At 73.5% G+C, this 23,578-nt stretch carries 27 protein-coding genes; 14 read left to right on the forward strand and 13 right to left on the reverse strand.

What is annotated here, in order from left to right; genetic code table 11:
* Positions 1–59: 59 nt before the first annotated feature.
* Positions 60–713, forward strand: coding sequence for a hypothetical protein (locus ACI6PP_RS02630; RefSeq protein WP_421108835.1), 654 nt, complete (start codon positions 60–62; stop codon positions 711–713).
* A 3-nt stretch (positions 714–716) separates the two neighbouring features.
* Here ACI6PP_RS02630 and ACI6PP_RS02635 read toward each other — a convergent pair whose 3' ends face one another.
* From ACI6PP_RS02635 to ACI6PP_RS02655, 5 genes are read right to left on the reverse strand one after another with little or no spacing between them, the layout of a single operon-like run.
* Positions 717–1,481 (reverse strand): alpha/beta fold hydrolase, encoded by a 765-nt coding sequence (locus ACI6PP_RS02635; RefSeq protein ID WP_421108837.1) that lies wholly within the window; start codon positions 1,479–1,481, stop codon positions 717–719.
* Positions 1,482–1,490: 9 nt separating this feature from the next.
* Complete coding sequence (locus tag ACI6PP_RS02640) at positions 1,491–2,267, reverse strand: MerR family transcriptional regulator (protein ID WP_421108838.1); 777 nt, start codon at positions 2,265–2,267, stop codon at positions 1,491–1,493.
* A gap of 13 nt (positions 2,268–2,280) precedes the next feature.
* Positions 2,281–3,075 (reverse strand): ABC transporter permease, encoded by a 795-nt coding sequence (locus ACI6PP_RS02645; protein ID WP_421108840.1) that lies wholly within the window; start codon positions 3,073–3,075, stop codon positions 2,281–2,283.
* Positions 3,072–3,944, reverse strand: coding sequence for an ABC transporter ATP-binding protein (locus ACI6PP_RS02650; protein WP_421108841.1), 873 nt, complete (start codon positions 3,942–3,944; stop codon positions 3,072–3,074). The genes ACI6PP_RS02645 and ACI6PP_RS02650 overlap by 4 nt, the downstream gene beginning before the upstream one ends.
* Positions 3,945–3,998: 54 nt before the next feature.
* Entirely contained in the window at positions 3,999–5,168 is a 1,170-nt protein-coding gene (locus ACI6PP_RS02655) for an acyl-CoA dehydrogenase family protein (RefSeq protein WP_421108843.1), read from the reverse strand.
* A 59-nt stretch (positions 5,169–5,227) separates the two neighbouring features.
* Between ACI6PP_RS02655 and ACI6PP_RS02660 the strand changes: the two genes are divergently transcribed.
* The gene (locus ACI6PP_RS02660) at positions 5,228–5,848 is read left to right on the forward strand and encodes a pyridoxamine 5'-phosphate oxidase family protein (protein WP_421108845.1); all 621 of its coding nucleotides are present in this window, start codon (positions 5,228–5,230) and stop codon (positions 5,846–5,848) included.
* On the opposite strand, the gene purE is transcribed toward ACI6PP_RS02660, so the two are convergent.
* The 3 genes from purE to ACI6PP_RS02675 are packed head-to-tail and all read right to left on the reverse strand — an operon-like array spanning position 5,827 to position 8,254.
* A complete protein-coding gene (gene purE, locus ACI6PP_RS02665) occupies positions 5,827–6,324 on the reverse strand; it encodes a 5-(carboxyamino)imidazole ribonucleotide mutase (protein ID WP_421108847.1) in 498 nt (165 codons plus the stop codon). The genes ACI6PP_RS02660 and purE overlap by 22 nt on opposite strands.
* Before the next feature lie 2 nt (positions 6,325–6,326).
* Positions 6,327–7,487: a 5-(carboxyamino)imidazole ribonucleotide synthase gene (locus ACI6PP_RS02670; protein ID WP_421108849.1), complete on the reverse strand. Its 1,161-nt coding sequence runs from the start codon at positions 7,485–7,487 to the stop codon at positions 6,327–6,329.
* Positions 7,488–7,516: 29 nt separating this feature from the next.
* Positions 7,517–8,254 carry a DUF429 domain-containing protein gene (locus ACI6PP_RS02675; RefSeq protein ID WP_421108851.1) on the reverse strand — a complete coding sequence of 246 codons (738 nt, stop codon included), beginning with the start codon at positions 8,252–8,254 and terminating at the stop codon, positions 7,517–7,519.
* Between the two features lie 71 nt (positions 8,255–8,325).
* Here ACI6PP_RS02675 and ACI6PP_RS02680 point away from each other — a divergent pair, with 71 nt between their 5' ends.
* Entirely contained in the window at positions 8,326–8,775 is a 450-nt protein-coding gene (locus tag ACI6PP_RS02680; protein ID WP_421108853.1) for a GtrA family protein, read from the forward strand.
* Here ACI6PP_RS02680 and ACI6PP_RS02685 read toward each other — a convergent pair.
* The 3 genes from ACI6PP_RS02685 to ACI6PP_RS02695 are packed head-to-tail and all read right to left on the reverse strand — an operon-like array spanning position 8,763 to position 11,098.
* Complete coding sequence (locus tag ACI6PP_RS02685) at positions 8,763–9,764, reverse strand: adenylate/guanylate cyclase domain-containing protein (protein WP_421108855.1); 1,002 nt, start codon at positions 9,762–9,764, stop codon at positions 8,763–8,765. The two genes, ACI6PP_RS02680 and ACI6PP_RS02685, sit on opposite strands and share 13 nt — an antisense overlap.
* Complete coding sequence (locus ACI6PP_RS02690; RefSeq protein WP_421108856.1) at positions 9,751–10,257, reverse strand: PH domain-containing protein; 507 nt, start codon at positions 10,255–10,257, stop codon at positions 9,751–9,753. Before ACI6PP_RS02690 ends, ACI6PP_RS02685 begins: the two co-directional genes overlap by 14 nt.
* Before the next feature lie 19 nt (positions 10,258–10,276).
* Complete coding sequence (locus tag ACI6PP_RS02695; RefSeq protein ID WP_421108858.1) at positions 10,277–11,098, reverse strand: biotin--[acetyl-CoA-carboxylase] ligase; 822 nt, start codon at positions 11,096–11,098, stop codon at positions 10,277–10,279.
* Positions 11,099–11,151: 53 nt separating this feature from the next.
* On the opposite strand from ACI6PP_RS02695, the gene ACI6PP_RS02700 reads away from it, so the two are divergent.
* Genes ACI6PP_RS02700 through ACI6PP_RS02720 form a run of 5 tightly spaced genes read left to right on the forward strand, consistent with a single transcriptional unit; the run spans position 11,152 to position 14,620 of the window.
* Positions 11,152–12,747, forward strand: a complete 1,596-nt coding sequence (locus ACI6PP_RS02700; protein WP_421108859.1) for an acyl-CoA carboxylase subunit beta — start codon at positions 11,152–11,154, stop codon at positions 12,745–12,747.
* 23 nt (positions 12,748–12,770) lie between these two features.
* Positions 12,771–13,010 carry an acyl-CoA carboxylase subunit epsilon gene (locus ACI6PP_RS02705; RefSeq protein ID WP_421108861.1) on the forward strand — a complete coding sequence of 80 codons (240 nt, stop codon included), beginning with the start codon at positions 12,771–12,773 and terminating at the stop codon, positions 13,008–13,010.
* A 4-nt stretch (positions 13,011–13,014) separates the two neighbouring features.
* A complete protein-coding gene (locus ACI6PP_RS02710; protein WP_421108862.1) occupies positions 13,015–13,512 on the forward strand; it encodes a hypothetical protein in 498 nt (165 codons plus the stop codon).
* Positions 13,509–14,099 carry a Maf family protein gene (locus tag ACI6PP_RS02715; protein WP_421108864.1) on the forward strand — a complete coding sequence of 197 codons (591 nt, stop codon included), beginning with the start codon at positions 13,509–13,511 and terminating at the stop codon, positions 14,097–14,099. Before ACI6PP_RS02710 ends, ACI6PP_RS02715 begins: the two co-directional genes overlap by 4 nt.
* Positions 14,081–14,620, forward strand: a complete 540-nt coding sequence (locus tag ACI6PP_RS02720) for a hypothetical protein (protein WP_421108865.1) — start codon at positions 14,081–14,083, stop codon at positions 14,618–14,620. The genes ACI6PP_RS02715 and ACI6PP_RS02720 overlap by 19 nt, the downstream gene beginning before the upstream one ends.
* Position 14,621: 1 nt before the next feature.
* Here ACI6PP_RS02720 and ACI6PP_RS02725 read toward each other — a convergent pair whose 3' ends face one another.
* Positions 14,622–15,710 (reverse strand): TDT family transporter, encoded by a 1,089-nt coding sequence (locus ACI6PP_RS02725; protein ID WP_421108867.1) that lies wholly within the window; start codon positions 15,708–15,710, stop codon positions 14,622–14,624.
* A gap of 94 nt (positions 15,711–15,804) precedes the next feature.
* Here ACI6PP_RS02725 and ACI6PP_RS02730 point away from each other — a divergent pair, with 94 nt between their 5' ends.
* Positions 15,805–16,734 carry a LysR family transcriptional regulator gene (locus ACI6PP_RS02730; protein ID WP_421108868.1) on the forward strand — a complete coding sequence of 310 codons (930 nt, stop codon included), beginning with the start codon at positions 15,805–15,807 and terminating at the stop codon, positions 16,732–16,734.
* A gap of 47 nt (positions 16,735–16,781) precedes the next feature.
* On the forward strand, positions 16,782–17,312 hold the full coding sequence (locus tag ACI6PP_RS02735; RefSeq protein ID WP_421108869.1) for a uracil-DNA glycosylase: 531 nt from the start codon (positions 16,782–16,784) through the stop codon (positions 17,310–17,312).
* Here the strand turns inward: ACI6PP_RS02735 and ACI6PP_RS02740 are convergent, their stop codons facing one another.
* The gene (locus ACI6PP_RS02740; RefSeq protein ID WP_421108871.1) at positions 17,313–18,473 is read right to left on the reverse strand and encodes an acyl-CoA dehydrogenase family protein; all 1,161 of its coding nucleotides are present in this window, start codon (positions 18,471–18,473) and stop codon (positions 17,313–17,315) included. It lies immediately after the preceding gene.
* Between the two features lie 91 nt (positions 18,474–18,564).
* On the opposite strand from ACI6PP_RS02740, the gene ACI6PP_RS02745 reads away from it, so the two are divergent.
* From ACI6PP_RS02745 to ACI6PP_RS02760, 4 genes are read left to right on the forward strand one after another with little or no spacing between them, the layout of a single operon-like run.
* Positions 18,565–20,343, forward strand: a complete 1,779-nt coding sequence (locus ACI6PP_RS02745) for an acetyl/propionyl/methylcrotonyl-CoA carboxylase subunit alpha (protein ID WP_476712918.1) — start codon at positions 18,565–18,567, stop codon at positions 20,341–20,343.
* A gap of 4 nt (positions 20,344–20,347) precedes the next feature.
* Complete coding sequence (locus ACI6PP_RS02750; RefSeq protein ID WP_421108873.1) at positions 20,348–21,688, forward strand: hypothetical protein; 1,341 nt, start codon at positions 20,348–20,350, stop codon at positions 21,686–21,688.
* Complete coding sequence (locus tag ACI6PP_RS02755) at positions 21,685–22,395, forward strand: hypothetical protein (RefSeq protein WP_421108875.1); 711 nt, start codon at positions 21,685–21,687, stop codon at positions 22,393–22,395. Before ACI6PP_RS02750 ends, ACI6PP_RS02755 begins: the two co-directional genes overlap by 4 nt.
* Positions 22,392–23,516 carry a hypothetical protein gene (locus ACI6PP_RS02760; RefSeq protein ID WP_421108877.1) on the forward strand — a complete coding sequence of 375 codons (1,125 nt, stop codon included), beginning with the start codon at positions 22,392–22,394 and terminating at the stop codon, positions 23,514–23,516. The genes ACI6PP_RS02755 and ACI6PP_RS02760 overlap by 4 nt, the downstream gene beginning before the upstream one ends.
* Positions 23,517–23,578: the final 62 nt, after the last annotated feature.

A 23,578-nucleotide genomic window follows, 5' to 3' on the forward strand; every position in this document is an offset into this window, starting at 1 on the left:
GAGGATCATGGTGCGGCCATTGTCTTCCGCCACCGCCCGAACGGGAGCACCATGGCCCGATGACCCACCCCCTCAGCCGCCGCGTGGGCACCGTGGCGCTCGCCGTCGCCGTGCCGCTCACCGGCCTCGCTGCCGTCCCCGCGTCCGCCGCCCCGGCCGGAACCGTCGTGACCAGGCGCGACGTCGACGGCGACAAGCGCAAGGACGCCGTCCACTTCTCCTCCGACGGCAGCGTGCTGACGATCAGCGTCGACCGCGCCCGGGGCAGGACGCTCAGCAAGCGGCTCCGCACGTCCGGCGTCGACGGCGGGATCTGGCACGGGGCGGCGGCGATCGACGGGCGACGCGGGGCCGAGCTGGTCGTCGTGGTCAAGGCCGGGGCGCACACGCTCTACAACACGGTCCTGACGATCCGCGGCGGCAGGCTCGTGACGGCCAGGACGCCGGCGGGCGCGGCCCGGTGGGTCACCGACAGCGCCAATTCGGCGAACATCGGGTGGCGACGCTTCAAGGACGACGGGCGCACGTACGTCACCAAGCGGTCGGTGGGCCGGGACGAGGACGGCGCCTGGGTCGGACGCGCCGTCACCTACCGGTGGACGTCGGACGGCTGGCGCAAGTCGGGCAAGGCGCGGACCCTGCGGCCCACGTCCGACCGCGTCGCCTACCGACTCGGCGGCTGGCGGGTCGCGGGCCTGCGCGTCTTCCCCTAGCGGCTACTCGCCCGCGAGGAACGCCGCCACCCGCGGGACGACGACGTCGGCGTCCTCGTCGAAGAAGCCGTGCCGACCGCCGGGCGTCAGCTCCACCCGGGTGTCGGGGATGCGCGACGCGAGCAGGTCGGCGTTGGCGGCCGGGACCATCAGGTCGTCGGTGCCGTGCAGCACCAGCGTCGGCGCCGCGACCGACGGGAGCCGGTCCCACGCGTCGTGGCCGTCGCTCACCCGCAGGTGGGCGCGGGTGGCCGCCGTCGACATGCCGGGGAAGCCGAGCAGGTGGGTGCGACGTCCGGACGCGCGCCAGGCCGGTGTGTAGAACAGGTCGACGAGCACCTCGCGACGGGCGTCGTCGTCGCGCTGGGCCAGCGAGCGTCGCACGTCCTGGCTCCGCTCGACGGCTTGCGCCCCGCCGGGCGAGCTGCAGGTGAGCACCAGACGGTCGACGCGGTCCGGGTGCTCGATCGCGAGCATCTGCGCGACCCGACCGCCCATCGACGTGCCCCAGACGTGCACGCGGTCGAGCCCGAGCCGGTCGAGCACCGCCACGGCGTCGGCGGCGAACGACGACGTCGACCAGCCGCGCTCGTCGCCCTCGGCACCCACGCTGCCGCCGGTGCCGCGGTAGTCGAACGTGACGGTCCGCCAGCCGACGAGTCGCTCGCGCAGTCCGCTCCACCAGTCGTGCGAGTTGGCCTGCCCGGGGAGCAGCAGGACGGTGGGGGCGCCGGGGCTGCCGACGTCCTGGACGGCGAGGTCGCTCACGGGACGACGCTAGCCCAGCCGCCGGTCCCTGATCCGCTCGAGCCTGGTCCACCCACGCCACCCGCGCGCCTCCATCAGCTCGAGCAGACGGGGCGCGAACGGCACCAGGTCGAGGAACATCGAGTCGAGCATCCGCACCAGGTCGTCCGGCATCTGGTCCTCGAGGTCCTCGGCCCCGCTGTCGGCGTAGGCGTCGAGCAGCCTCGCGAGCCGGTCGGCGATGTCAGCCAGCTCCGCGTCGTCGGGATCGCCGTCGACGGCCTTGGCGACGTCCAGGTAGAAGGCCATCGCCTCGGGGTCGTCGAGCTGCTGGTTCTTCAGCCGCATGTAGAACGCCATGTGCTCGGGCACCTGGGCGGCGACGAGGATCCACGCGTCGCGCTCGCCGCCGACGAACCGCTCGGACAGGCCCAGCGAGCGCAGCCGGTCGAGGTAGGCGACCGCCTCGGCCGGCAGGGCCAGGTCGGGCCCCGCCGGCAGGTGGGCGATGCGCTCGCGGTGCACGCGCAGCTGCCTGATCTCCGCACGCAACCGCCGGTCGATCTCGGCGACGGCCGCCTCCAGCTCGTCGCTGTCGGCCACCATCAGCTCGTGCACCCGGGCCAGGGGCACCCCGGCCTCGGCGAGCGTGCGGATCTTGATCAGCTCCACGGCGGCCGACGCGTCGTAGCGGCGGTAGCCCGAGTGGTCCCGCTCGGGCTCGGGCAGCAGACCGCGCGCGTGGTAGTGCCGCACCGCGCGCACGGTGACGCCGGCGTACGCGGCCAGCTGGCTGATCGTCAGCACGGTCCTGAGTCTCCTACCTGGACGGCACGCGCAGGAAGAGCCGGCGCGACCAGACGAACCCCACCATCGCGATGACGACGCACCAGCCGACGGCGAGCCACACGTCCGAGCCCGTCGGCGCCCCGGTGACCAGGGCCCGCAGCGTGTCGATCATGGGCGTGAACGGCTGGTGCTCGGCGAACAGGCGCAGGCCCGTCGGCATCGCGTCGGTGGGCACGAAGCCGCTGCTGACGAACGGCAGGAGCACCAGGAACATCGGGGTGTTGCTGGCCGTCTCGACGCTGTCGGCCGCCAGCCCCATGCCGACGGTCAGCCAGGTCAGCGAGAAGGCGATCAGCACGAGGAGCCCGAACGTCCCGAGCAGCTCGAGCGGCCCGGCGTCGGAGCGGAACCCCAGCCCGAACGCGACCGCGGCCACCACGACGACCGCGAGCACCGTCTTGATGACGGCGCCCAGCACGTGCCCGGTGAGCACCGAGACGCGCGCGATGTCCATCGTCCGGAACCGGGCGATGATCCCGGTGGTCATGTCGGTCGCGGTGGAGATCGCGGTGCCCAGCGCGACGCTGGCGACGGTCTGGATCAGGATGCCCGGCGTGATGAACACCAGGTAGTCGCCGCGGTCGCCGCCGCCGTCGACGCCGGGCAGCCCGGCGCCCATCGTCCCGCCGAAGACGTACACGAACAGCAGCAGGAAGACGATCGGCTGGACGACCAGGATGACCGACAGCGACGGGTAGCGGCGGACGTGGAGCAGGTTGCGACGCAGCATCGTGGCCGAGTCGCGGACGGTGTGCGTGGCGCTCATGCGTGGACCTTTCCGGTGAGGGCGAGGAAGACGTCGTCGAGGTCGGCCGACTCGACGGTCAGTGCGGTGACGGCGTCGTCGTCGAGGCCGGCGAGCACCTTCTGCAGGCCGGTGACGGTGCCGTCGTGGGGGAGCTGGGTGACCGAGCCGTCGGCGAGCTGGGCCGTGACGTGGCCGCCGGGAACCCGCCGCTTCAGCTCGGCCGCCGTGCCCTCGGCGACCAGGCGTCCGCCGTCGAGCACCCCGATCCGGTCGGCGAGCTGGTCGGCCTCCTCCAGGTACTGCGTGGTGAGCAGGACGGTGACGCCGTCGGCGACGAGCTCGCGGACGATCTGCCACAGGTCGCGGCGGCTGCGCGGGTCGAGGCCCGTCGTGGGCTCGTCGAGGAAGATCAGCCGCGGTCGCGCGACGAGCGTCATGGCGAGGTCGAGCCGTCGCTTCATCCCGCCGGAGTAGGTCTGGGCGCGGCGGTCGGCGGCGTCGACGAGGTCGAACCGCTCGAGCAGGTCGTCGACGGTGCGCGTCGCCGCGGTCCGGTCGAGGTGCGCGAGGTCGGCCATCAGGCGGAGGTTCTCGCGACCGGTGAGCAGCTCGTCCAGCGCCGAGAACTGGCCGGTGACGCCGATGGCGGCCCGCACCCCGGCGGGCTCGCTCCTCACGTCGAACCCGGCGACGCGCAGCGCGCCGTCGTCGGGGCCCAGGAGGGTGGACAGGATGGTGACGACGGTCGTCTTGCCGGCGCCGTTGGGGCCGAGCAGCGCGTAGACGGAGCCCTCGGGCACCGTCAGGTCGACGCCGGCCAGGACGACGTGGTCCCCGTAGGACTTGGTGAGGCCGTGGACCTCGATCGCAGGTGTCGTGGTGGTCATGCGGCCACTGTCGGACCCTGACCCTGCGTCAGGGTCAAGCGTGACTCCCGAGGATCAGAGGTTCGACTGGATCCCGGCGAGGAGCTGGCGGGCCATCACGATCCGCTGGACCTGGTTGGTGCCCTCGTAGATCTGGGTGATCTTGGCGTCGCGCATCATCCGCTCGACGGGGTAGTCGCGGGTGTAGCCGTACCCGCCGAGCAGCTGGACGGCGTCGACGGTCACCTGCATGGCGACGTCGGAGGCGAAAGCCTTGGCGGCGGCGCCGAAGAACGTGAGGTCCTTGTCGCCACGCTCGGAGCGGCCGGCGGCGGCGTAGGTGAGCTGGCGCGCGGCCTCGAGCTTCATGCCCATGTCGGCGATCATGAACTGCAGGCCCTGGAACTCCGCGAGGGCCTTGCCGAACTGCTGGCGCTCCTGCACGTAGCCGAGCGCGTAGTCGAGCGCCCCCTGCGCGACGCCGACGGCCTGGGCGGCGATCGTCACGCGGGTGTGGTCGAGGGTCTTCATGGCGGTCTCGAAGCCGGTGCCCTCGGCGCCGATCATCCGGTCGGCGGGGATGCGGACGTCGTCGAGGTAGACCTCGCGGGTGGGCGAGCCCTTGATGCCGAGCTTGGTCTCGGGGGCGCCGAACGACACGCCCTCGTCGGCTTTCTCGACCACGAAGGCGCTGATGCCGCGCGAGCGCTGGTCGGGGTCGGTCGTGGCCAGCACGGTGTAGAAGTCGGACTCGCCGGCGTTGCTGATCCAGCGCTTGACGCCGTTGAGCACGAAGTGGTCGCCGTCGCGGACCGCGCGCGTGCGCTGGTGGGCGGCGTCGCTGCCGGCGTCGGGCTCGGACAGGCAGTACGAGAACATCGACTCCCCCGACGCGACCGCCGGGAGGTACTTCTGCTTCAGCTCCTCGGACGCGGCGATGACCAGCGGCATCGTGCCGAGCTTGTTGACCGCGGGGATCAGCGACGCGGAGACGTCGGCGCGGGCGACCTCCTCGATCACCAGCACGGTCGCGAGCGCGTCGGCACCGGCACCGCCGTACTGCTCGGCGATGTGCGGGGCGTGGAAGTCCGACGCGCGCAGCGCCTCGTAGGCCTCCCGCGGGAAGCGCGCCTCGGCGTCGACGGCCGCGGCGTAGGGCGCCACCTTGTCGTCGCAGACCGCCCGCACGGCCTCGCGGATCGCGCGGTGCTCCTCGGACAGGGTGAACATCTCGTCGGCGCTCATGGGGTCCATGTTAATCGTCGGTAACATCTGGGACCAGCCCGGCCGCCTAGGATCGACACGTGCCCCAGACGCGTGAGATCACCACCGTCGACGAGCTGCGCGACGTCGTCGGCCACCCGAACGAGCGAGCGGCCGGCAAGGTCCGCGACCGGCTCGACGACCTGCACCGCGCGTGGCTCGCGCGGTCGCCGTTCCACCTGGTGGCGACCACGGGCGCGGACGGCTCGATGGACGTCTCGCCCAAGGGCGACCCGGCCGGGGCGGTGCACGTGATCGACGACCGCACGATCGCGCTGCCCGACCGTCCGGGCAACCGACGCGTCGACGGGTTCGAGAACATCCTGCAGAACCCGCGCGTCGGCCTGATCTTCCTGGTGCCGCGTCGCGGCGACACCCTGCGCGTCAACGGACGCGCGCGCCTGCTCGTCGACGCCCCCTACGCCGAGGCGATGGAGGTCAAGGGCCACCGTCCGACGATCGTCACCGAGGTCGCCGTCGACGAGGTGTTCTTCCACTGCTCCAAGGCGTTCCTGCGCTCCGACCTGTGGGACCCCGAGGCGTGGCCCGCGGACGACCTCCCGACTCAGGCCCAGATCGCCAAGGCGGCGAGCCCGGACACGCCGATGGCCGAGCTGCAGCAGCACTACGACCCCGAGCACTACCGCTCCCTGATGTACTGACCCTTCGCGCGCGCCACGTCGGCCAGCTCGGCCTGGAACGCGATCATCTTCTCGCGCAGACCCTCGTCGGACGCGGCGAGGATGCGGACGGCCAGCAGCCCCGCGTTGCGTGCGTTGCCGATGGCGACGGTGGCCACCGGGACACCCGCGGGCATCTGCACGATCGACAGCAGCGAGTCCATGCCGTCGAGGTACTTCAGCGCGACGGGGACGCCGATCACCGGGAGCGGCGTGACCGCGGCGAGCATGCCGGGCAGGTGGGCCGCTCCCCCGGCGCCGGCGATGATCACCTGGATGCCGCGGGTGTGGGCCTCGCGGCCGTAGGCCAGCATCTCGTCGGGCATCCGGTGGGCCGAGACGACGTCGGCCTCGTACGGCACGCCGAGCTCCTCGCACGCGATGCCGGCGGCCTCCATCGTCGGCCAGTCCGAGTCCGAGCCCATCACGATGCCCACGCGGGCCTGCTGGTCGGCCATCGTCACTCCTGCTCGTCGGGGAGGGTGCCCTCGAACCAGGCGGCGGCGTGCCGCGCGCGCTCGAGGACGTCGTCGAGGTCGTCGCCGTAGGCGGTCACGTGACCGACCTTGCGTCCGGGCTTCACCGCCTTGCCGTACAGGTGCACCTTGACGGCGGGGTCGCGCGCCCAGACGTGGGCGTAGCCGTCGTGCAGGTTGCCCACCTCGCCGCCGAGGATGTTGACCATCACCGTCCACGGCGCGCGGGCCTGCGGCGCGCCGAGCGGGAGGTCGAGCACGGCACGCAGGTGGTTCTCGAACTGGCTGGTGATCGCGCCGTCGATGCTCCAGTGCCCGGTGTTGTGCGGACGCATGGCCAGCTCGTTGACGAGCACGCGACCGTCGGCGGTCTCGAACAGCTCGACGGCGAGCACGCCCACCACGTCCAGCTCGGACGCGACGCGCATCGCGACGTCCTGCGCCTCGAGCGACAGCTCGTCGGACAGGTCGGGTGCCGGGACGACGACCTCCTTGCAGATGCCGTCCAGCTGGTACGACTGCGCGACGGGGTACGCCGCCACCTGCCCCGACGGCGAGCGGACGACGAGCGCCGACAGCTCGCGGACGAAGTCGACCTTCTGCTCGGCGAGCACCTGCACGCCCGACGCGAACGCGTCCGCCGCGCCCGCCTCGTCGTGCACGACCCAGACGCCCTTGCCGTCGTAGCCGCCGCGGGTGGTCTTGAGCACGACCGGGTAGCCGTCCTCGGACCCGGCGAACGTCGTCACCTCGGCCGGGCTGCCCACCAGCGCCCACCGCGGGCACGGCACGCCCATCTCGGACAGCCGGCGACGCATCTCGCCCTTGTCCTGCGCGTACAGCAGCGCGTGCGGGCCCGGGCGGCACGCGTGGCCCTCGGCCTCGAGCGCCCGCAGGTGCTCCGGCGGCACGTGCTCGTGGTCGAACGTGACGACCGCGCAGCCCTCGGCGACGCGGCGCAGGTCGTCCAGGTCGGTGTGGTCGCCGACCTCGGGGTCGCGCGCGACCTGCGCGGCGGAGACGTCGGGCCCCTCGGCGAGGAGCCGGATCGGCACGCCCAGGGCGACCGCCGCCTGCTCCATCATCCGGGCGAGCTGCCCGCCTCCGACGATCGCGATGACCGGCGCCTGCGTCGGGTTGTCCACGGCCGCGAGCCTAGACCAGGTCGGCCCGGTCAGCGGGTGCGGTCGTCGACGGGGGTCAGGACGAACCCCTCGGCCACCGTGCCGAACCGGCGCACGTCGTGCGGGCGCCGGGCCGCGTGCAGCGCGACGTAGGCGCACACGACAGCGTCCACGCGGTCCTCGACGGCCTTGAGGTGGCTCTTGCGCGTCGCACCCTCCACCTGCGCGACGACGTCGTGCCACACCGGGCCGTCCAGCGTCAGGGACGGGTCGGCGTCGGCGAGGCCCTCGAGCAGGCGGCAGAGCCGCAGCAGCTCGGACCGCAGCAGGGGCAGGTCGCGTCCGGGCTTGTGCTTGTAGGTGAGCACCCGGTCGAGCCCGAACAGGGCGACGGTGGCGGCGTGCGGGTAGACCTCGAGGGCGACGCGATCGGTGTCCGACGCGTCCGGGTCCAGGCCGAGGCCGAGCGCCGCGGCCAGACGGTGGGCGCGGCCGCCGTCGGCGAACTCCGGACGCGCCAGGCTGGTGGGGTGGCAGCCCGCGCCGTAGCGGGCGAACACCGCCGACAGCGCGGCCTCGGCCGGCCGCCGCCCCGACGCGTTGCGCACCACGAGCGGTGCGTCGAAGGCCACCAGGCACGGGCCCTGCACGTGCGGCTCCAGCCAGGCGAGGACGTCGGCGTCGTCCCGCCCCTCGGCGAGGTCGAGCAGCGCGCCGTCGTCGTCGAGGGCGGCGAGGCCGGTCCGGGCCCGGGTGCCCCAGGCGAGGTCCACACCGACGTAGCGCACACCGCAGGCTAATCTCGGAGGTCGACCTTCCCGAGGAGTCCCCCATCGTCGCCCTGATCCGTGCTGCGCTGATGCGTCTCGCGGACCGCGGACTCGGACGCGAGGTGGTCCTGTTCGGACTGGTCGGGCTCACCGGGTTCATCACCGACGTCGGGTTGTTCAACCTGCTGCGCTTCGGCGAGGGCGCCCCGCTGGCCGACAAGCCGGTGACCGCCAAGATCATCTCGGTGGTCGTCGCGACCGTGATCACCTACATCGGCAACCGCCAGCTCACCTGGCGCCACCGCCCGCGCGGCGACCACCGCCGCGAGCTGGTGCTGTTCTTCGTCTTCAACGGCCTGGGGCTGCTGATCTCGGTGGGCTGCCTGGCCGTCTCGCACTACCTGCTGGGGTTCACCAGCCAGCTCGCCGACAACCTGTCGGCCAACGGCGTCGGCCTGGTGCTCGGCACGACGTTCCGCTTCTGGGCCTACCGGACGTTCGTGTTCCCGCCGGAGAAGGCCGAGCCTCAGCCCTCGTAGGCCCAGGCGCGGCGGACGGCGATCGGCTCGATGTTGCCGAAGCCGTGCAGCGGACGCGGCGGCAGCGTGCGCCACTCGAAGCCCTCGTCGAGGCGGTCGGCGGTGGGCTGGTCGGTGATGGTGCGGTTGCGCCGGGCCACCGACGTGAGCCGTGCGGCGAGGTTGACCGGCGGGCCGTAGACGTCGCCGAGACGGCTGATCACCGGACCGGTGGCCAGGCCGACCCGGACGTCGGGCAGCGAGGAGTCACGCCCGATGCCCTCGATCACCGCGAAGGCGATCTCGACGGCCGCCTGCGGGGACTCGGCGACGAACAGCACGGCGTCGCCGAGGGTCTTGATCGGGCGACCGCCGCCGGCGGTGACGAGGTCGGCGCACCGGCTCTCGAAGCCCTCGACGAGGTCGCCGAGCGCGGCGTCGTCGATGCCGTTGGACAGCGCGGTGAAGCTGACGAGGTCGACGAACCCGACGGTGAGCACCTGGTGCAGGAGGTCCTCGTCGGCGGCACCGAGCGCCTCGACGCGCACGAGCGCGGCCGCGAGGTGGCGCCGCCAGGCGTAGACGAGCAGCCGCTCGAACGCGGGGCCGACCTGGCGCACGAGGTCCAGGCCCGAGCCGAGCCGGCTGGACGACGAGCCGTCCTCGACCCGTCCCTCGACGAGCTCGGCCAGCGTCGAGACCTGCCAGTCGGCCAGGCGCGACATGGTGTTGCCCAGGGCGCGCGTGAGGCGCATGGCCGTCACGCGGTCGAGCACTCCGGACTCGACGGCCTGGTGCACGGTGCGCAGGGCGTCGAGGTCGGCGTCGACGAAGGCGCGCGAGCCGCCGGAGTCGGGGAACCCGAGGGCGCGCCACAGGCGGTCGGCCTCCTCGACGTCCATGCCGGTCAGCTCGGCGACCTCGTCGTTGGTGTACGTGGGGTCGCCGCCCAGGATGACGCGCGAGAGGGCGTCGCGGGGGTCGGGGGCGCCGAGGTCAGACTCGCTCATCGCCACCTCGCTGGTGCACGTCGAAGACCAGGGTGCTGAGCGTGCGGTGGACGGACTCGACGTGCGGCACGTCGGGCAGGCGCAGGCCGCTCTGCTCGCTGGCGTTGGAGACCACGAGCGTGCCACAGCCCAGGATGCGGTCGTTGAGGTTCTTCTCGAACGCGACGTCGTTGACGAGGTTGAGCGGGATGACACGTCCCGAGCGCGTCAGGATGCCCTTCTGCTCGATCAGGCGCCGGTTGGTGATCGTGTAGGACGTGGTGAACCACCGCAGGAACGGCCGCAGCACCCACCACAGGACGACGACCGCGGCCACCACGAGCACCGCGATGGTGAGCGGCTCGGCCGAGCCGGTGTCCTGCGCGAGCGCGACGAGGAACCCGCCGAGCCCGCAGGTGGCGATCAGGACGACCACCGGCAGCGCGAGCACCTTGACGTGGGTGCGGACCGAGAGGACGACGTCCTCGCCGTCGGTCAGGAGCTTGCGTGACACACCCATGAGGCTGATGGTGTCACGCGCGACGACGCACGTGCACGACGTCGCCGGCGCTCAGCGCGTGCCGCACGCCCTCGGAGCGGACGACCAGGCGGCCGCCGGCGTCGACGGCCTCGGCCTCGCCCAGCAGCGGCTCCTCGCCGGTCCGCTCGACCCGCACCTGCTGGCCGAGCGTGGAGCAGCGGCGGACGTAGGAGTCGAGCAGCCCCACCTGCGGGTCGCCCTCGGCGGCGGCCCAGGCGCGGTAGAGCGCCTCGAGCGTGCGCGCGTACGAGCGGAGCAGGACGGTGCGGTCGGTGGTGACGGCACCGGCGAGCGCGAGCGACGTGGCGGTGGGCACCGGCAGCTCGTCCTGCCTCTGGTGGACGTTGAGCCCGACGCCGACGACGGCGGCCGGCCCCACGTCGGTCGAGACCCGCTCGACCAGGATCCCCGAGAGCTTGAGGTCTCCGACGAGCACGTCGTTGGGCCACTTCAGGACGGCGTCGACGCCCGCGGCCTGCACCGTCTCGGCGACGGCGATGCCCACGAGCAGCGGCAGCCAGGACCAGCGGTCGGCCGGCACGGGGTCGGGGCGCAGGAGCACCGAGACGCTGATGGCCGCCTGCGCCGGCACCGTCCAGGGCCGGCCCATTCGTCCACGGCCGGCCTGCTGGTGGTCGGTGGTGACGAGCGTGCCCTCGGGCGCACCGTCGGCCGCGAGCGCGGCGAGGTCGGCGTTGGTGCTGGCGGTGCTGGCGCTGACCTGGACGTCGCGCCACCAGGTGCCCGGGCCGACCAGCGCGTGGGTCAGCGCCGCGGCGTCGAGGGGCGGCCGGTCCAGGTCGGAGAAGGTCACGCCCGTGAGCCTGTCACACGCGTCCGACGGGGGTCGGCGTTAGTGTGTCGCGCGTGAGCGAAGCCGCCGCCCCGGACGAGGGCCCAGACCTGCAGACCACCGCCGGCAAGATCGCCGACCTCGACCGCCGCCTCGACGAGGCCGTGCACGCCGGGTCCGCGCGCGCCGTCGAGAAGCAGCACGCCAAGGGCAAGATGACCGCCCGCGAGCGCGTCGAGAAGCTGCTCGACGAGGGCTCGTTCGTCGAGCTCGACGAGCTGGCGCGCCACCGGTCCACCGCGTTCGGCCTGCAGGAGAAGCGTCCCTACGGCGACGGCGTCGTCACCGGCTACGGCACGGTCGACGGCCGCCAGGTGTGCGTGTTCAGCCAGGACTTCACCGTCTTCGGCGGCTCGCTCGGCGAGGTCTACGGCGAGAAGATCACCAAGGTGATGGACCTCGCCATGAAGACCGGCAGCCCCATCGTCGGCATCAACGAGGGTGCGGGCGCGCGCATCCAGGAGGGCGTCGTCTCGCTCGGCCTGTACGGCGAGATCTTCCGCCGCAACGTGCACGCGTCGGGCGTCATCCCGCAGATCTCGCTCATCATGGGCGCCTGCGCCGGCGGCCACGTCTACTCCCCCGCGGTCACCGACTTCACCGTGATGGTCGACGGCACCTCCAACATGTTCATCACCGGCCCCGACGTGATCAAGACCGTCACCGGCGAGGACGTCACGATGGAGGAGCTCGGCGGTGCGCGCACCCACAACACCAAGAGCGGCAACGCCCACTACATGGGCACCGACGAGGACGACGCGCTCGAGTACACCAAGGCGCTGCTGTCGTTCCTGCCGCAGAACAACATGGAGGACGCGCCGGCCTACGACGAGCAGCCCGACCTCGAGCTCACCGACGTCGACCGCGCGCTCGACACGCTGATCCCCGACTCGCCCAACCAGCCGTACGACATGCACACGGTGATCGAGTCGGTCGTCGACGACGGCGACTTCCTCGAGGTGCAGTCGATGTTCGCGCCCAACATCGTCATCGGCTTCGGCCGGGTCGAGGGCCGCAGCGTCGGCGTCGTGGCCAACCAGCCGATGCAGTTCGCCGGCACCCTCGACATCGACGCGTCCGAGAAGGCCGCCCGCTTCGTCCGCACCTGCGACGCCTTCAACATCCCCGTGCTCACCTTCGTCGACGTGCCCGGGTTCCTCCCCGGCACCGACCAGGAGTGGAACGGCATCATCCGCCGCGGCGCCAAGCTGATCTACGCCTACGCCGAGGCCACCGTCCCGCTGGTCACCGTCATCACCCGCAAGGCCTACGGCGGCGCGTACGACGTCATGGGCTCCAAGCACCTCGGCGCCGACGTCAACGTCGCGTGGCCGTCCGCGCAGATCGCCGTGATGGGCGCCCAGGGCGCCGTCAACATCCTGTACCGCAACGAGCTGAAGAACGCCGACGACCCCGAGGCCCGTCGCGTCGAGCTGATCGACGACTACGAGCGCACCCTGGCCAACCCGTACACCGCCGCCGAGCGCGGCTACGTCGATGCCGTCATCCAGCCGCACGAGACCCGCTCGGAGGTCGTCCGGTCGCTGCGGCTGCTGCGCACCAAGCGCGAGACGCTGCCGCCCAAGAAGCACGGGAACATCCCCCTGTGAGCGACGCGAACGGGGAGGGACCTGTGAGCGAGGCTGCCGAGGCACCGCGGCCGCCGATGCTGCGCGTGGTCAAGGGCGAGCCCACCGACGACGAGCTGGTCGCGCTCGTCACGGTGATCGCCGCCCGTCGCGCCGCCGCGGCCGAGGCCGTGCGGGCGGCGAAGCCGCGTCGGCGGTCGGCCTGGGGCGACCCCGCGCGCGCCGTCCGTCCGCCGCACTCGCACGGTCCCGGCGGCTGGCGGGCGTCCGCGTTCCCGGGCTAGCGCGATGATCCGTCCGAGCACCGACCTGACGCCCGCCGCCTGGGTCGCCGAGGCGGGGCGCACCGAGCCGTGGCAGCGGCTCGTCTCGACGGGCCCGGCCGGGTACGAGGCCTACGCGCGGCTGCGGTTCACCGACGACGAGGACCCGCGTCACGACGAGCCCGGTGCGCTCTACCGCGCCTGCGCGACGCTGGCGGCGTTCACGACCACCCCGGACGACCTGCACGTCGCGCTGTGGGAGGGCTGGGGGCTCGACCTCGTCGCGCCGCGCTTCCACGTGCGGCCCCCGGGCGAGGTCGCGATGCGGTCGTACTGGCTGTTCACCGCGGCCGTCTCGGACCTCCCGGCCTGGCCGCACGAGCCGCCCGCGATGGTCTGGCCCGACGACCGCGCGTGGTTCGTCGCGTTCGACGTCGACCCGCCCGACGCGGGCATCGGCGGCTCCCGCGAGGCGGTCGACGCACTGCTGGCCGACCGGCTGGTGGACGTGGTGGCGGCATGAGGTTCGTGCTGGCGTCGCAGTCGCCGGCCCGTCTCGCCACGCTGCGGGCGGCGGGGATCGAGCCCGAGGTGATCGTGTCGGGCGTGGACGAGTCGCAGGTGACGGGGCCGGGCGCGGCGGACGTCGCGTCACGGCTGGCGCAGCTCAAGTGCCGCGCGGTCGCCGGCGACCTTCCGTCCGACGCGCTCGTGGTGGGCTGCGACTCCGTGCTCGCGCTCGACGGCGACATCCTGGGCAAGCCCGACGACGCCGCGGACGCGGTGGGTCGCTGGCGCCGGATGCGCGGCCGGTCGGCGGTCCTGCACACCGGGCACTGCGTCTCCCACGGCGGCCGCGAGATCACCCGCGGCGCGGCCACCACCGTCCACTTCGCCGACGTCGACGACGCCGAGATCGAGGCCTACGTCGCGAGCGGCGAGCCGCTGTGGGTGGCGGGCGCGTTCACGATCGACGGCCTCGGCGGCGCGTTCGTCCGCGGCATCGAGGGCGACCACCACAACGTCGTCGGCATCTCGCTGCCCCTGCTGCGCGAGGTGCTGGCCGAGCTGGGCGTGGCGTGGACCGACCTGTGGGCGCCGCGCCCGTGACGCGCGCGCGGTGGCTCGGCCTCGGACTGCTCGCCGCCGTGGTCGGGGTGGTGTGTGTCGCCGTGCTCACGCACCATGAGCCGGACGGCCCCGTCTCCGGCGACGATCCGGACCAGTTCGAGAGGCTCGCCCTGCCAGAGGCCCCCGGCACCGACGAACCTCAGCAGCCGGTGCGGCCTCCCACGTCGCTAGTGGAGTCCCGTCCCGTACGGGTGGGCACCACCGAGGTCACGTTGCTCGCGCTGCGGCTCGGCCCAGCCAGCACCTTCGACGGCCGGCGCATCCGTAACGTCGAGGTCGTGACCAGGATCGGCCCCGACGGGGCGGAACCAGCCCCGCTCCTCGGTGGTGACGCTCGCTTCGAGACGCCGGACGGCGGCTACATCGAGGCGCCATCCACCGGCTGCGCAGACGTGGACGACGAGCGGTGCGTCGCCTTCGAGGTGCCCACCGGCGCCGGCCGTCTGGTGATCGGACGGCTCGACCCCTTCCCGGTGGCGGTCGCGATCCCCGCCGCCTGACTCAGGCGAGCAGCGCGCCGCTCGCGGTGCCGCGGGTCGTGCGGACGGCGACGATCGCCCAGGCGGCGAGCAGGCCGAGGTAGAGCAGCACCGCGGCGACCGCCAGGACGTCGGCGCCCGAGACGTCGGCCAGGCCCGAGGTGCCCGTGACGACGGTGCCCAGCGGGAAGGTGAACGACCACCAGGTCAGCGAGAACGGGAGACCCTGCCGCGCGGTGCGGACGGTGAGGGCGACCACGAGCGCGAGCCACAGCATCGCGAAGCCCCACACCGGCACGCCGTAGACCAGGGCGAGCGCCTCGAACGCTCGCCCGTAGGGCGCGGGCAGGATGCCGTCCGCGGCGCCGCCGAGGTTGTGGGCGGCGGTGACCGACTGGCCGAGGAAGCCGAGCACGATCCACAGGGTCGGGACCGTGGCCGCGGCACCGACGCCGTGGTGCACCAGACGGCTCCAGATCGTCGCCGTGACGAAGACGCTGGCCAGCAGCGTCAGGCCGAACATCGCGTAGCAGGCGAGCAGCAGCGTCAGGCGGGGCTGGCCGGCGGGCACGTGCGGCAGCAGCAGGCTGCCGGTCGCGGCGCTGACCATCGGCGGGACGACCGGCATCAACCATCCGCCGAACGCCGAGTCGGGCTCGGTCCCGTGCTCGGTGAGCACGCGGTACGGGATCGCGACGGCGGTCCACAGTCCCAGCAGGGTGCCGGCGGTCCACAGCACGGCCGAGACGGGCGCAGCCGCCGCGCCCAGCACCGGCTGCCCGACGAGCAGGGCCCCGGCGCCGACCGTCATCAGGCCCATGGCGGGGGCGCCGTAGAAGTGCGACATCACCGGGTCGTGGATCCATCCGCGGGCGGCCTCGGTGTGGTGCATCCAGTGGACGGCCGTCGCCGCGGTCACGACCACGAGCAGCACGGCCGCGACGCCCCAGACGACCAGCGCGAACGGACGCAGCACGGCCGGCTGCCACGGCAGCGTCGCCGCCGCGTTCGCCACGATGCCGGTGCCCATGACCGACGCGAACCAGTTCGGTCCGAACGTCGCGAGCGAGCGACGGGCGCGGGCGGCGGGGCGGTCGGCTGTGGTGAACATGTCTCCATCGTCGTCGCGCGGCAGGCCCGCCAGTAGGCCCCGCGACGCTGTGCGTCCACAAGCGCAGGTTGTGGCAGGCGTCTACGGTGTCGTCGTGCCTCCCGGACCCCACCTGCCCGACCTCGCGACGCTCACGCTGCTCGTCGACGTCGCCCGGACGGGCAGCATCGGCGGCGCGGCGCGCGAGGCCGGCGTCACCCAGCAGGCGGCGTCGGCCCGGTTGAAGGCCACCGAGGCCCAGGTGGGCGTGCCCCTGCTGCAGCGTGGCGCGCGCGGGTCGGAGCTGACGGCCGCCGGGCGCGTGCTCGTCGAGGGTGCCGTGCGGCTGCTCGACGTCGCGGCCGAGGTGGAGCAGGCCGTCGAGGCGCTGCGCACCGACCGCGGGCGCGAGCTGCACGTCGGCGCATCCATGACGGTCGCCGAGCACCTGCTGCCGGGCTGGCTCGTCCAGCTCCGACGTCGTCAGGTCGCCGCCGGGCAGGAGCCCACGAGCGTCAGCCTGGTGGCCGCCAACAGCCGCGACGTCACTGACGCGGTGCTCGTCGGCGAGGCCGCCGTCGGCTTCGTCGAGGGCGTGGCCGCGCCGTCCGGGCTTTCGTCGTCGGAGGTCGGACACGACGAGCTGGTGCTCGTCGCGGCACCGGACGACCCGCTGCTCACCCGTCGGCGCGCCCTGACTCCCGGGGAGGTCGCCGCGCTCGCCCTCACCAGCCGCGAGCGGGGTTCTGGCACCCGTGAGGTCGTCGTGAGCGCCCTCGGCGACCACGGGCTGTCTCCGGCGACCCCGTCGGTCGAGCTCGGCTCGACCACCGCCATCCGCGAGACGGTCCGCGCCGGCGGTGCCCCGGCGTTCCTCAGCCGCCTCGCGGTGGGACGTGACCTCGACGCCGGCCACCTCGTCGAGGTGCCCGTCCGCGACCTCGACCTGCGTCGGAGCCTGCGCGCGGTCTGGGTCGGTGGCTCGACGCCCCCGGCCGGGCCGGTGCGCGACCTGCTCGCGATCGCGTCGGCGTCGCAGCAGTGACGCCCGACGAGCGGGCCGCGCGGACGGCGCGCGTCCACGAGCCACACGTGGCGCCGCTCAACGCGCTCGTGGAGCGCTGGCGTGCGGGACCTCCGGCGCGCACCGTTCCCTGGTTCGACCCCGACGGCGGCGGCGTGGACGCCACCGTGCTGCTGCTCATGGAGTCGCCGGGGCCACGCACGGTCGAGGCGGGGGCGGGTGCGATCACCACCGAGGACAACGACGACCCCACCGCGCGCCGCCTGCACCGACTGCGCGTCGAGTCCGGCCTCCCCCGCGAGCGGTGCGTGCGCTGGAACGTCGTGCCGTGGGCCCTGGGACGCACGCCCACCGTCGCCGACCTCGAGGAGGCTCGGCCCGCGCTCGCCGACGTCGTCGCGCTGCTGACCCGGCTGCGCGTCGTCGTCCCGTTCGGCACCGCGGCCCTCAACGGCTGGATGCGTCACCTGACGTTGACCACGGGCGCGGGCGTCGTCCCCACGCTCGGCGTGCCCCACCCCTCACCGGCCAACGGCCACCGACGGTCCGAGTCCGAGGCGAGGACGGTCGCGGCGCTGCGCACCGCGCGTGGGCTCTGACTACTCCACCGGCAGGCCGAGGCCGCGGGCGATGAGCATGCGCTGGACCTCGGAGGTGCCCTCGCCGATCTCGAGGATCTTGGCATCGCGGTAGAAGCGGGCGACGGGGTACTCCTCCATGAAGCCGTAGCCGCCGAACACCTGGGTGGCGATGCGGGTGGCGGTGACGGCCGACTCGCTGGTGTAGAGCTTGGCGATCGACGCGGCCTGCTTGATCTGCGTGGACGGCGCTCCGGCGTCCTTCATCGCGGCCGCCTGGTAGGTCAGCGCGCGCCCGGCCTCGGCCATCACGGCGAGGTCGGAGATCTGGAAGGCGACGCCCTGCTTGGAGCCGATCGGCACGCCGAACGTGGTGCGCTCCCCCGCATACTCGACGCACAGGTCGAGGCAGGCCTGGATGCAGCCGACAGCGAGTGCGGCGATCGCGATGCGTCCGTCGTCGAGGGTGGCCAGGAACTGCGCGAAGCCGCGGCCGCGCTCGCCGAGGAGGTGGTCCTCGGGGACGCGGGCGCCGGTGAACGTCAGCGGGTGGGTGTCGCTGAGGTGCCAGCCGAGCTTGTCGTAGGACTTCTCGGCCGTGAACCCGGGCGTGCCGGACGGGACGCAGATCGCCGAGATCTCCGGGCGCCCGTCGGGACGCTCGCCGGTGCGCGCCGTGACGGTGACCAGCGAGGTGATCTCCGACCCGGAGTTGGTGATGAACTGCTTGGCGCCGTCGACCACCCACTCGCCGTCCTCGAGACGGGCCCTGGTGCGGGTGCCGCCGGCGTCGGACCCGGCGCCCGGCTCGGTGAGCCCGAAGCCGGCGAGCGCGCGTCCGGCCACGAGGTCGGGCAGCCACTGCTTCTTCTGCGCGTCGGACCCGAACGCCTGGAGCGGCGCGATGCCGAGGCCCACGCCCGCCTCGAGCGTGATGCCGACCGACTGGTCGACGCGTCCGAGCTCCTCGATCGCGATGCACAGGCTGGTGAAGTCGCCGTCGGCGCCGCCGAACTCCTCGGGGGCCGTCAGGCCGAACAGGCCGAGGTCGCCCATCTCGCGCACGAGCTCGACCGGGAAGTGGTGGTCGCGGTCCCACTGGGCCACGTGCGGGGCGACCTTCTCGGCGGCGAAGTCGCGCACCATGGCGCGGAAGTCTGCGTGCTCGGGAGTCAACGTCATGCCTCGATGTTAATGGTCGTTAACACACCCTGTCACCCCCCGCGGCGCGCTCGCCCTAGACTCGGCTCGCTGCCGACCCAAGGAGTCCGACGTGAGCAAGCACCAGGGCAACCGCCCGTTGACCAAGGTCCTCGTCGCCAACCGTGGCGAGATCGCGGTCCGGGTGATCCGCGCCTGTCAGGACTCCGGCATCGGCAGCGTCGCCGTCTACGCCGAGCCCGACCGTGACGCCCTGTTCGTGCGGCTCGCGGACGAGGCGTACTCGCTCGAGGGCAGCACGCCCGGCGACTCCTACCTGTCGATCGAGAAGATCGTCGCCGCCGCGCAGCGCTCCGGCGCCGACGGCGTGCACCCCGGCTACGGCTTCCTGGCCGAGAACGCCGACTTCGCCCAGGCCGTCATCGACGCCGGGCTGATCTGGATCGGGCCGTCGCCCGAGGCGATCACCGCCCTCGGCGACAAGGTGCAGGCCCGCCACATCGCGCAGAAGGTCGGCGCCCCGCTCGTGCCGGGCACCAAGGACCCCGTCGAGTCCGCGGCCGAGGTCGAGGCCTTCGCCGACGAGCACGGCCTGCCCATCGCGATCAAGGCCGCCTTCGGCGGTGGCGGACGCGGCCTCAAGGTCGCCCGCAAGCGCGAGGAGGTCGCCGACCTCTACGAGTCCGCCGTCCGCGAGGCCGTCAGCGCCTTCGGTCGCGGCGAGTGCTTCGTCGAGCGCTACCTCGACAAGCCGCGCCACGTCGAGACCCAGTGCCTGGCCGACCAGCACGGCAACGTCGTCGTCGTCTCGACGCGCGACTGCTCGCTGCAGCGCCGCCACCAGAAGCTCGTCGAGGAGGCCCCCGCGCCCTACCTGACCGACGAGCAGATGACCACGCTCTACGAGTCGTCCAAGGCGATCCTGCGCGAGGCCGGCTACACCGGCGCCGGCACCTGCGAGTTCCTCGTCGGCACCGACGGCACGATCAGCTTCCTCGAGGTCAACACCCGGCTCCAGGTCGAGCACCCGGTCTCCGAGGAGGTCACCGGCCTCGACCTCGTCCGCGAGATGTTCCGCATCGCCGGCGGCGAGGAGCTCGGCTACGGCGACCCCGAGACCCGCGGGCACTCCATCGAGTTCCGCATCAACGCCGAGGACGGCGGCCGCGGCTTCCTGCCCGCGCCCGGCACCCTCACCGCGTGGTCGGCGCCGTCCGGCCCCGGCGTCCGCGTCGACGCCGGCTACGAGAACGGCGAGACCGTCCCGGGCTCGTTCGACTCGCTGGTCGCCAAGCTCGTCGTCACCGGACGCACCCGTACCGAGGCCCTCGAGCGGTCACGCCGCGCGCTGCGCGAGTTCGTCGTCGATGGCATGCCGACGGTGATCCCGTTCCACCGCGTCGTGGTCGAGGACCCGGCGTTCGTCGGCGGCGACGACTCGTTCGGCGTCTACACCAGCTGGATCGAGACCGAGTTCGACAACCAGATCGAGCCCTACGCCGGTGCGAGCGAGGCCGACGAGCCCACCGAGCGCGACCGCGTCACCGTCGAGGTCGGCGGCCGTCGCCTCGAGGTCGTCCTGCCCGGCGGGCTCGGGTCCGCCGCGGCCGCCACCGGCGGCAAGAAGCCCAAGCGCTCCTCGGCCAGCAAGGCCGGCGCCGCCGTCAGCGGCGACGCGCTCGTCTCGCCGATGCAGGGCACCGTCGTCAAGGTCTCGGTCGAGGACGGCGCGCAGGTCGCCGAGGGCGACACGATCGTCGTCATCGAGGCCATGAAGATGGAGCAGTCGCTCGTCGCGCACAAGGCCGGCACCGTCACCGGGCTCACCGTCGCCCAGGGCGAGACCGTCACCGCCGGCGGCGCCGTCTGCGAGATCAAGGACGCCGAGTAGGCCCGTGCGTCGCCGGGGGGCGCTGACGACGGTGCTGCTCGCAGCCGTCGCGGTGGGGACGTCGACACCTGCGAGCGCGGACGACGCCGTGCCCGTCACGGACGGCGTGCACACCGTCGCGGGCATCGTGGACGGTCTGCGCGACGACCCGGTGATGGTGCACCAGACCATGGCCTCGGGCGACACCGCCGGTGCGTACCGGCGTCTGTCGGCGCTGACGGCGCAGGTCCGCCAGGAGACGGGAATCCCGGCGTACGTCGCCCTCGTCAACGCGCCCGACGACGCGCTGTCGGACGCCCCGGCGAAGGACCTCGGCGTGATCCTCCCCCGGCGTCTCGGCGACGGGATCTACGTCGTCGCGACGCCCGACGGCGTCACCTCGGTCACCCAGCGAGGGACCGGTCTCGACGACACCCTGCTCGCCCTCGGGCGCGACCGGGTCGAGGACGCGGTGCTCCAGGACGACCGCGGGCTCCTGCCGCCGGTGGTGGACGCCGACCTGACACTGCGGCTGGTCCGCAGCGAGGACCCCCGGCTGCGCGACGGCACGCCCCGCGGGGACGACCAGGACGACTGGTACGCGACCCTCCCGGCCGCGCAGGTCGGCGAGCTGCGTGACCTGTACGCGCAGTCGCGCGACCCGGCGTCGGTGGACGAGGCCGCGTACGAGGACGAGGTCGAGCCCGCGTCCACCGGCACGCTGACCGTGTGGGGCGTGACGTCGGGCTTCCTGGCGTTCCTCCTCGTGCTGACCACGTTGCTGCGGCGGTGGCCGTTCACGCGCGGCCTCGCACCGGCGCTGCGGCGTCGCAGGACGGCCGACGCGACGACCGCGGTGGACCCCGCAGCGCTGCGCACCGAGCTGGACGACGACCTGACCACGCTGGCCGAGCGGATCGCCGCGGCACCGGCGGGGCCTCGCCACCCCGACGCGCTCGAGCGGGCGGTGGCGGCGCGCGAGGCCGCCGACGCCCTGGTGGGCACCGACGACGAGCGCGACCTCGTCGGAGCGGTGACGCTCGTGCGAGCCGGCCTGCACGACGCCCGCGCCGCGACCCGACGCGACGGCGCACCCCTGCGCACCTGCTTCCTGCACCCCCTGCACGGCGAGGCGACGCGCGAGGCCGCGGTCGCCGTCGACGCCACGAACCTCGACGTCCCGGTCTGCGACGCGTGCGCGCACGACCTCGCGGCGGGCGCGCGTCCGGACACCTACCGCCCGGCGCGGACCGGCCGCGACCGCCCGTACTACGAGCACGACGACGTCTGGGCGTCGACGGGGTACGGGTCGCTCGACGCCGACTACGCGCACACCGTGCTGCGCGAGCGGGCGGCGCGACGATGAGGCGCCCGGTCGCGGTCCTCGTCGCGCTCGTGGTCGGCTCGCTCGTCGGTGCCGGCGCCGTCACCTGGCGCGACGCCCGCACCACCGATCCCCCTGCTGCCGAGACCGCGGTCGCGGCCGCCCCGGGCGTCACGAGCGACCGGACCCAGGCGGCCGTCGACGCGCTGCCCACCTCCCCGCTGTTCGTCTCGGCCGAGCTCGCCGACCAGCTCGACGAGTCGCAGCGCCAGGCCGTCGTCGAGGCCCTGGAGACCGCGCCGGTGCCGACCTACCTCGTCTTCACCACCGTCTCGAGGGACGCCCGCACCGGCAACCAGTACGACATCGCCGAGCAGGTGGCCGGGCGGCTCGCCGCCGACGGCGCCCCCGCACGCGTCGCGGTGGTGACGCAGGACCGCCAGGCGATCGTCGAGAACGTGGGCGAGCACACCACCTACGCCGACCCGCGCCTGCTCGGCGGCCGGCTCCCGCAGGGCATGCTCCGGTACGCCCAGGACCTCGCGGGCGAGGAGACCGGGCCCGCGTACGAGGGCGGCAACCCCGAGGCCGACCAGTTCAACCTCGCCGGCGGCGACTACTACGGCGGCCTCGTCGGCGGGTTCTTCGTGGGCCTGCTCTACGGCGGCGGCATCTTCCTGGTCGTGCTGGTGGTCGCGGCGATCGGCGCGCTGCTGCTCCGGCGACGGCTCCCCGAGGAGGACCGATGAGCGACGACCCCGACCTCACCCCGGTGCAGCAGGCGCTGACCGCCACCGGCGTCTACGTCGACCCCTCGATGGCGGCCGACGTGCCCGCGTCGGTGGTCCGCGAGCTCATCGCGGAGGTGCGCGGCGCCGACCCGGCGGTCTACGTCGTCGTCTACCCGCTCGACAGCGGCGACGCCTTCAACGGCGACGGCAACGCCCTGGCCCGCACGATCGTCGACGACGGAGGTCCGGCCGGCACCTACCTCGTCGCGTACGAGGACTACTCCGGCCCCACCGTCGACGCCGTCACGCTCGGGGTCCCCGAGCAGGACCTCCGCGACTCCTCGGTCCCGCTCCTGGCCCGGGCCGCCGCCGACGGTGGCCTCGACGCCCAGCTGCAGGAGGTGGTGCCCGCGGTCGTCGACGGCACGGTAGACCGTGCCCTGGAGCAGGCCGAGGAAGACGGGCGGATCGAGTCGTACAGCTCGGGCACCGGGTCGGACGACGGCTCGGTCGTGGTGCCCGCCGTGGGCGGCGGCGTGCTCGTCGCCCTCGTTGCGATCGCGGTCGTGGTGCTGCGCCGACGCGCCCGGCGCCGCCGGCAGCTCGCCCTGCCCCGCGCCGTCCTGGGGCGCGTGCGCGCCGCCGCCGACCGCCGGCTCGCGACCCGCGCCGAGACCGAGGTGCTCGCGCTGGGCGAGGCGATCGACGCCCACGAGATCGCGCCGACGGACGACACCGACGCCTGGCAGGCGGCGCTCGACCACTACGAGCTCGCCCGTCGCGTCATGGAGCGGGCCGACGGCACGGCCGACGTCGTCGGGGCCGTCGTGCTGGCCGAGCGCGGCACGGCCGCGCTGCAGCAGGCCGACCGCGGCGCGGCGTGGGAGCCGCAGAAGCCTTGCTACCTCAACCCGATGCACGGCCGTGCCACCACGACGACGCGCTGGCACGACGCCACGTTCCCGGCCTGCCGGGCGTGCGACCGCGACGTCGAACGCGGACGCGAGCCCGACGCGCTGGTCGTCACGGTCGGCGGCCGCTCGGTGCACTACGCCGAGGCGGACGTGGAGCCGTGGGCCTCGACGGGGTACGGGTCCCTCGATCCGGACCTGGTCGCGGCCCTGAGGCGTCGCCTGTAGGTTGTTGCGCGCAGCCCCGACGACGTGGCCGCGCGTCCCGTCCGTTTCCCTCGATCGGAGAC

The organism is Solicola agrisoli (genome assembly GCF_049059935.1).
Lineage (GTDB): Bacteria > Actinomycetota > Actinomycetes > Propionibacteriales > Nocardioidaceae > JAURVT01.

Bases quoted from the DNA above. Each gene is read 5' to 3' on its own strand.
- purE (WP_421108847.1), bottom strand. From the start codon at position 6,324: ATGGCCGACCAGCAGGCCCGCGTGGGCATCGTGATGGGCTCGGACTCG.
- ACI6PP_RS02685 (WP_421108855.1), bottom strand. From the start codon at position 9,764: ATGAGCGAGTCTGACCTCGGCGCCCCCGACCCCCGCGACGCCCTCTCG.
- ACI6PP_RS02725 (WP_421108867.1), bottom strand. From the start codon at position 15,710: ATGTTCACCACAGCCGACCGCCCCGCCGCCCGCGCCCGTCGCTCGCTC.
- ACI6PP_RS02680 (WP_421108853.1), top strand. From the start codon at position 8,326: ATGCGTCTCGCGGACCGCGGACTCGGACGCGAGGTGGTCCTGTTCGGA.
- ACI6PP_RS02650 (WP_421108841.1), bottom strand. From the start codon at position 3,944: ATGACCACCACGACACCTGCGATCGAGGTCCACGGCCTCACCAAGTCC.
- ACI6PP_RS02760 (WP_421108877.1), top strand. From the start codon at position 22,392: ATGAGCGACGACCCCGACCTCACCCCGGTGCAGCAGGCGCTGACCGCC.
- ACI6PP_RS02655 (WP_421108843.1), bottom strand. From the start codon at position 5,168: ATGAGCGCCGACGAGATGTTCACCCTGTCCGAGGAGCACCGCGCGATC.
- ACI6PP_RS02715 (WP_421108864.1), top strand. From the start codon at position 13,509: ATGAGGTTCGTGCTGGCGTCGCAGTCGCCGGCCCGTCTCGCCACGCTG.
- ACI6PP_RS02630 (WP_421108835.1), top strand. From the start codon at position 60: ATGACCCACCCCCTCAGCCGCCGCGTGGGCACCGTGGCGCTCGCCGTC.
- ACI6PP_RS02740 (WP_421108871.1), bottom strand. From the start codon at position 18,473: ATGACGTTGACTCCCGAGCACGCAGACTTCCGCGCCATGGTGCGCGAC.
- ACI6PP_RS02645 (WP_421108840.1), bottom strand. From the start codon at position 3,075: ATGAGCGCCACGCACACCGTCCGCGACTCGGCCACGATGCTGCGTCGC.
- ACI6PP_RS02755 (WP_421108875.1), top strand. From the start codon at position 21,685: ATGAGGCGCCCGGTCGCGGTCCTCGTCGCGCTCGTGGTCGGCTCGCTC.
- ACI6PP_RS02710 (WP_421108862.1), top strand. From the start codon at position 13,015: ATGATCCGTCCGAGCACCGACCTGACGCCCGCCGCCTGGGTCGCCGAG.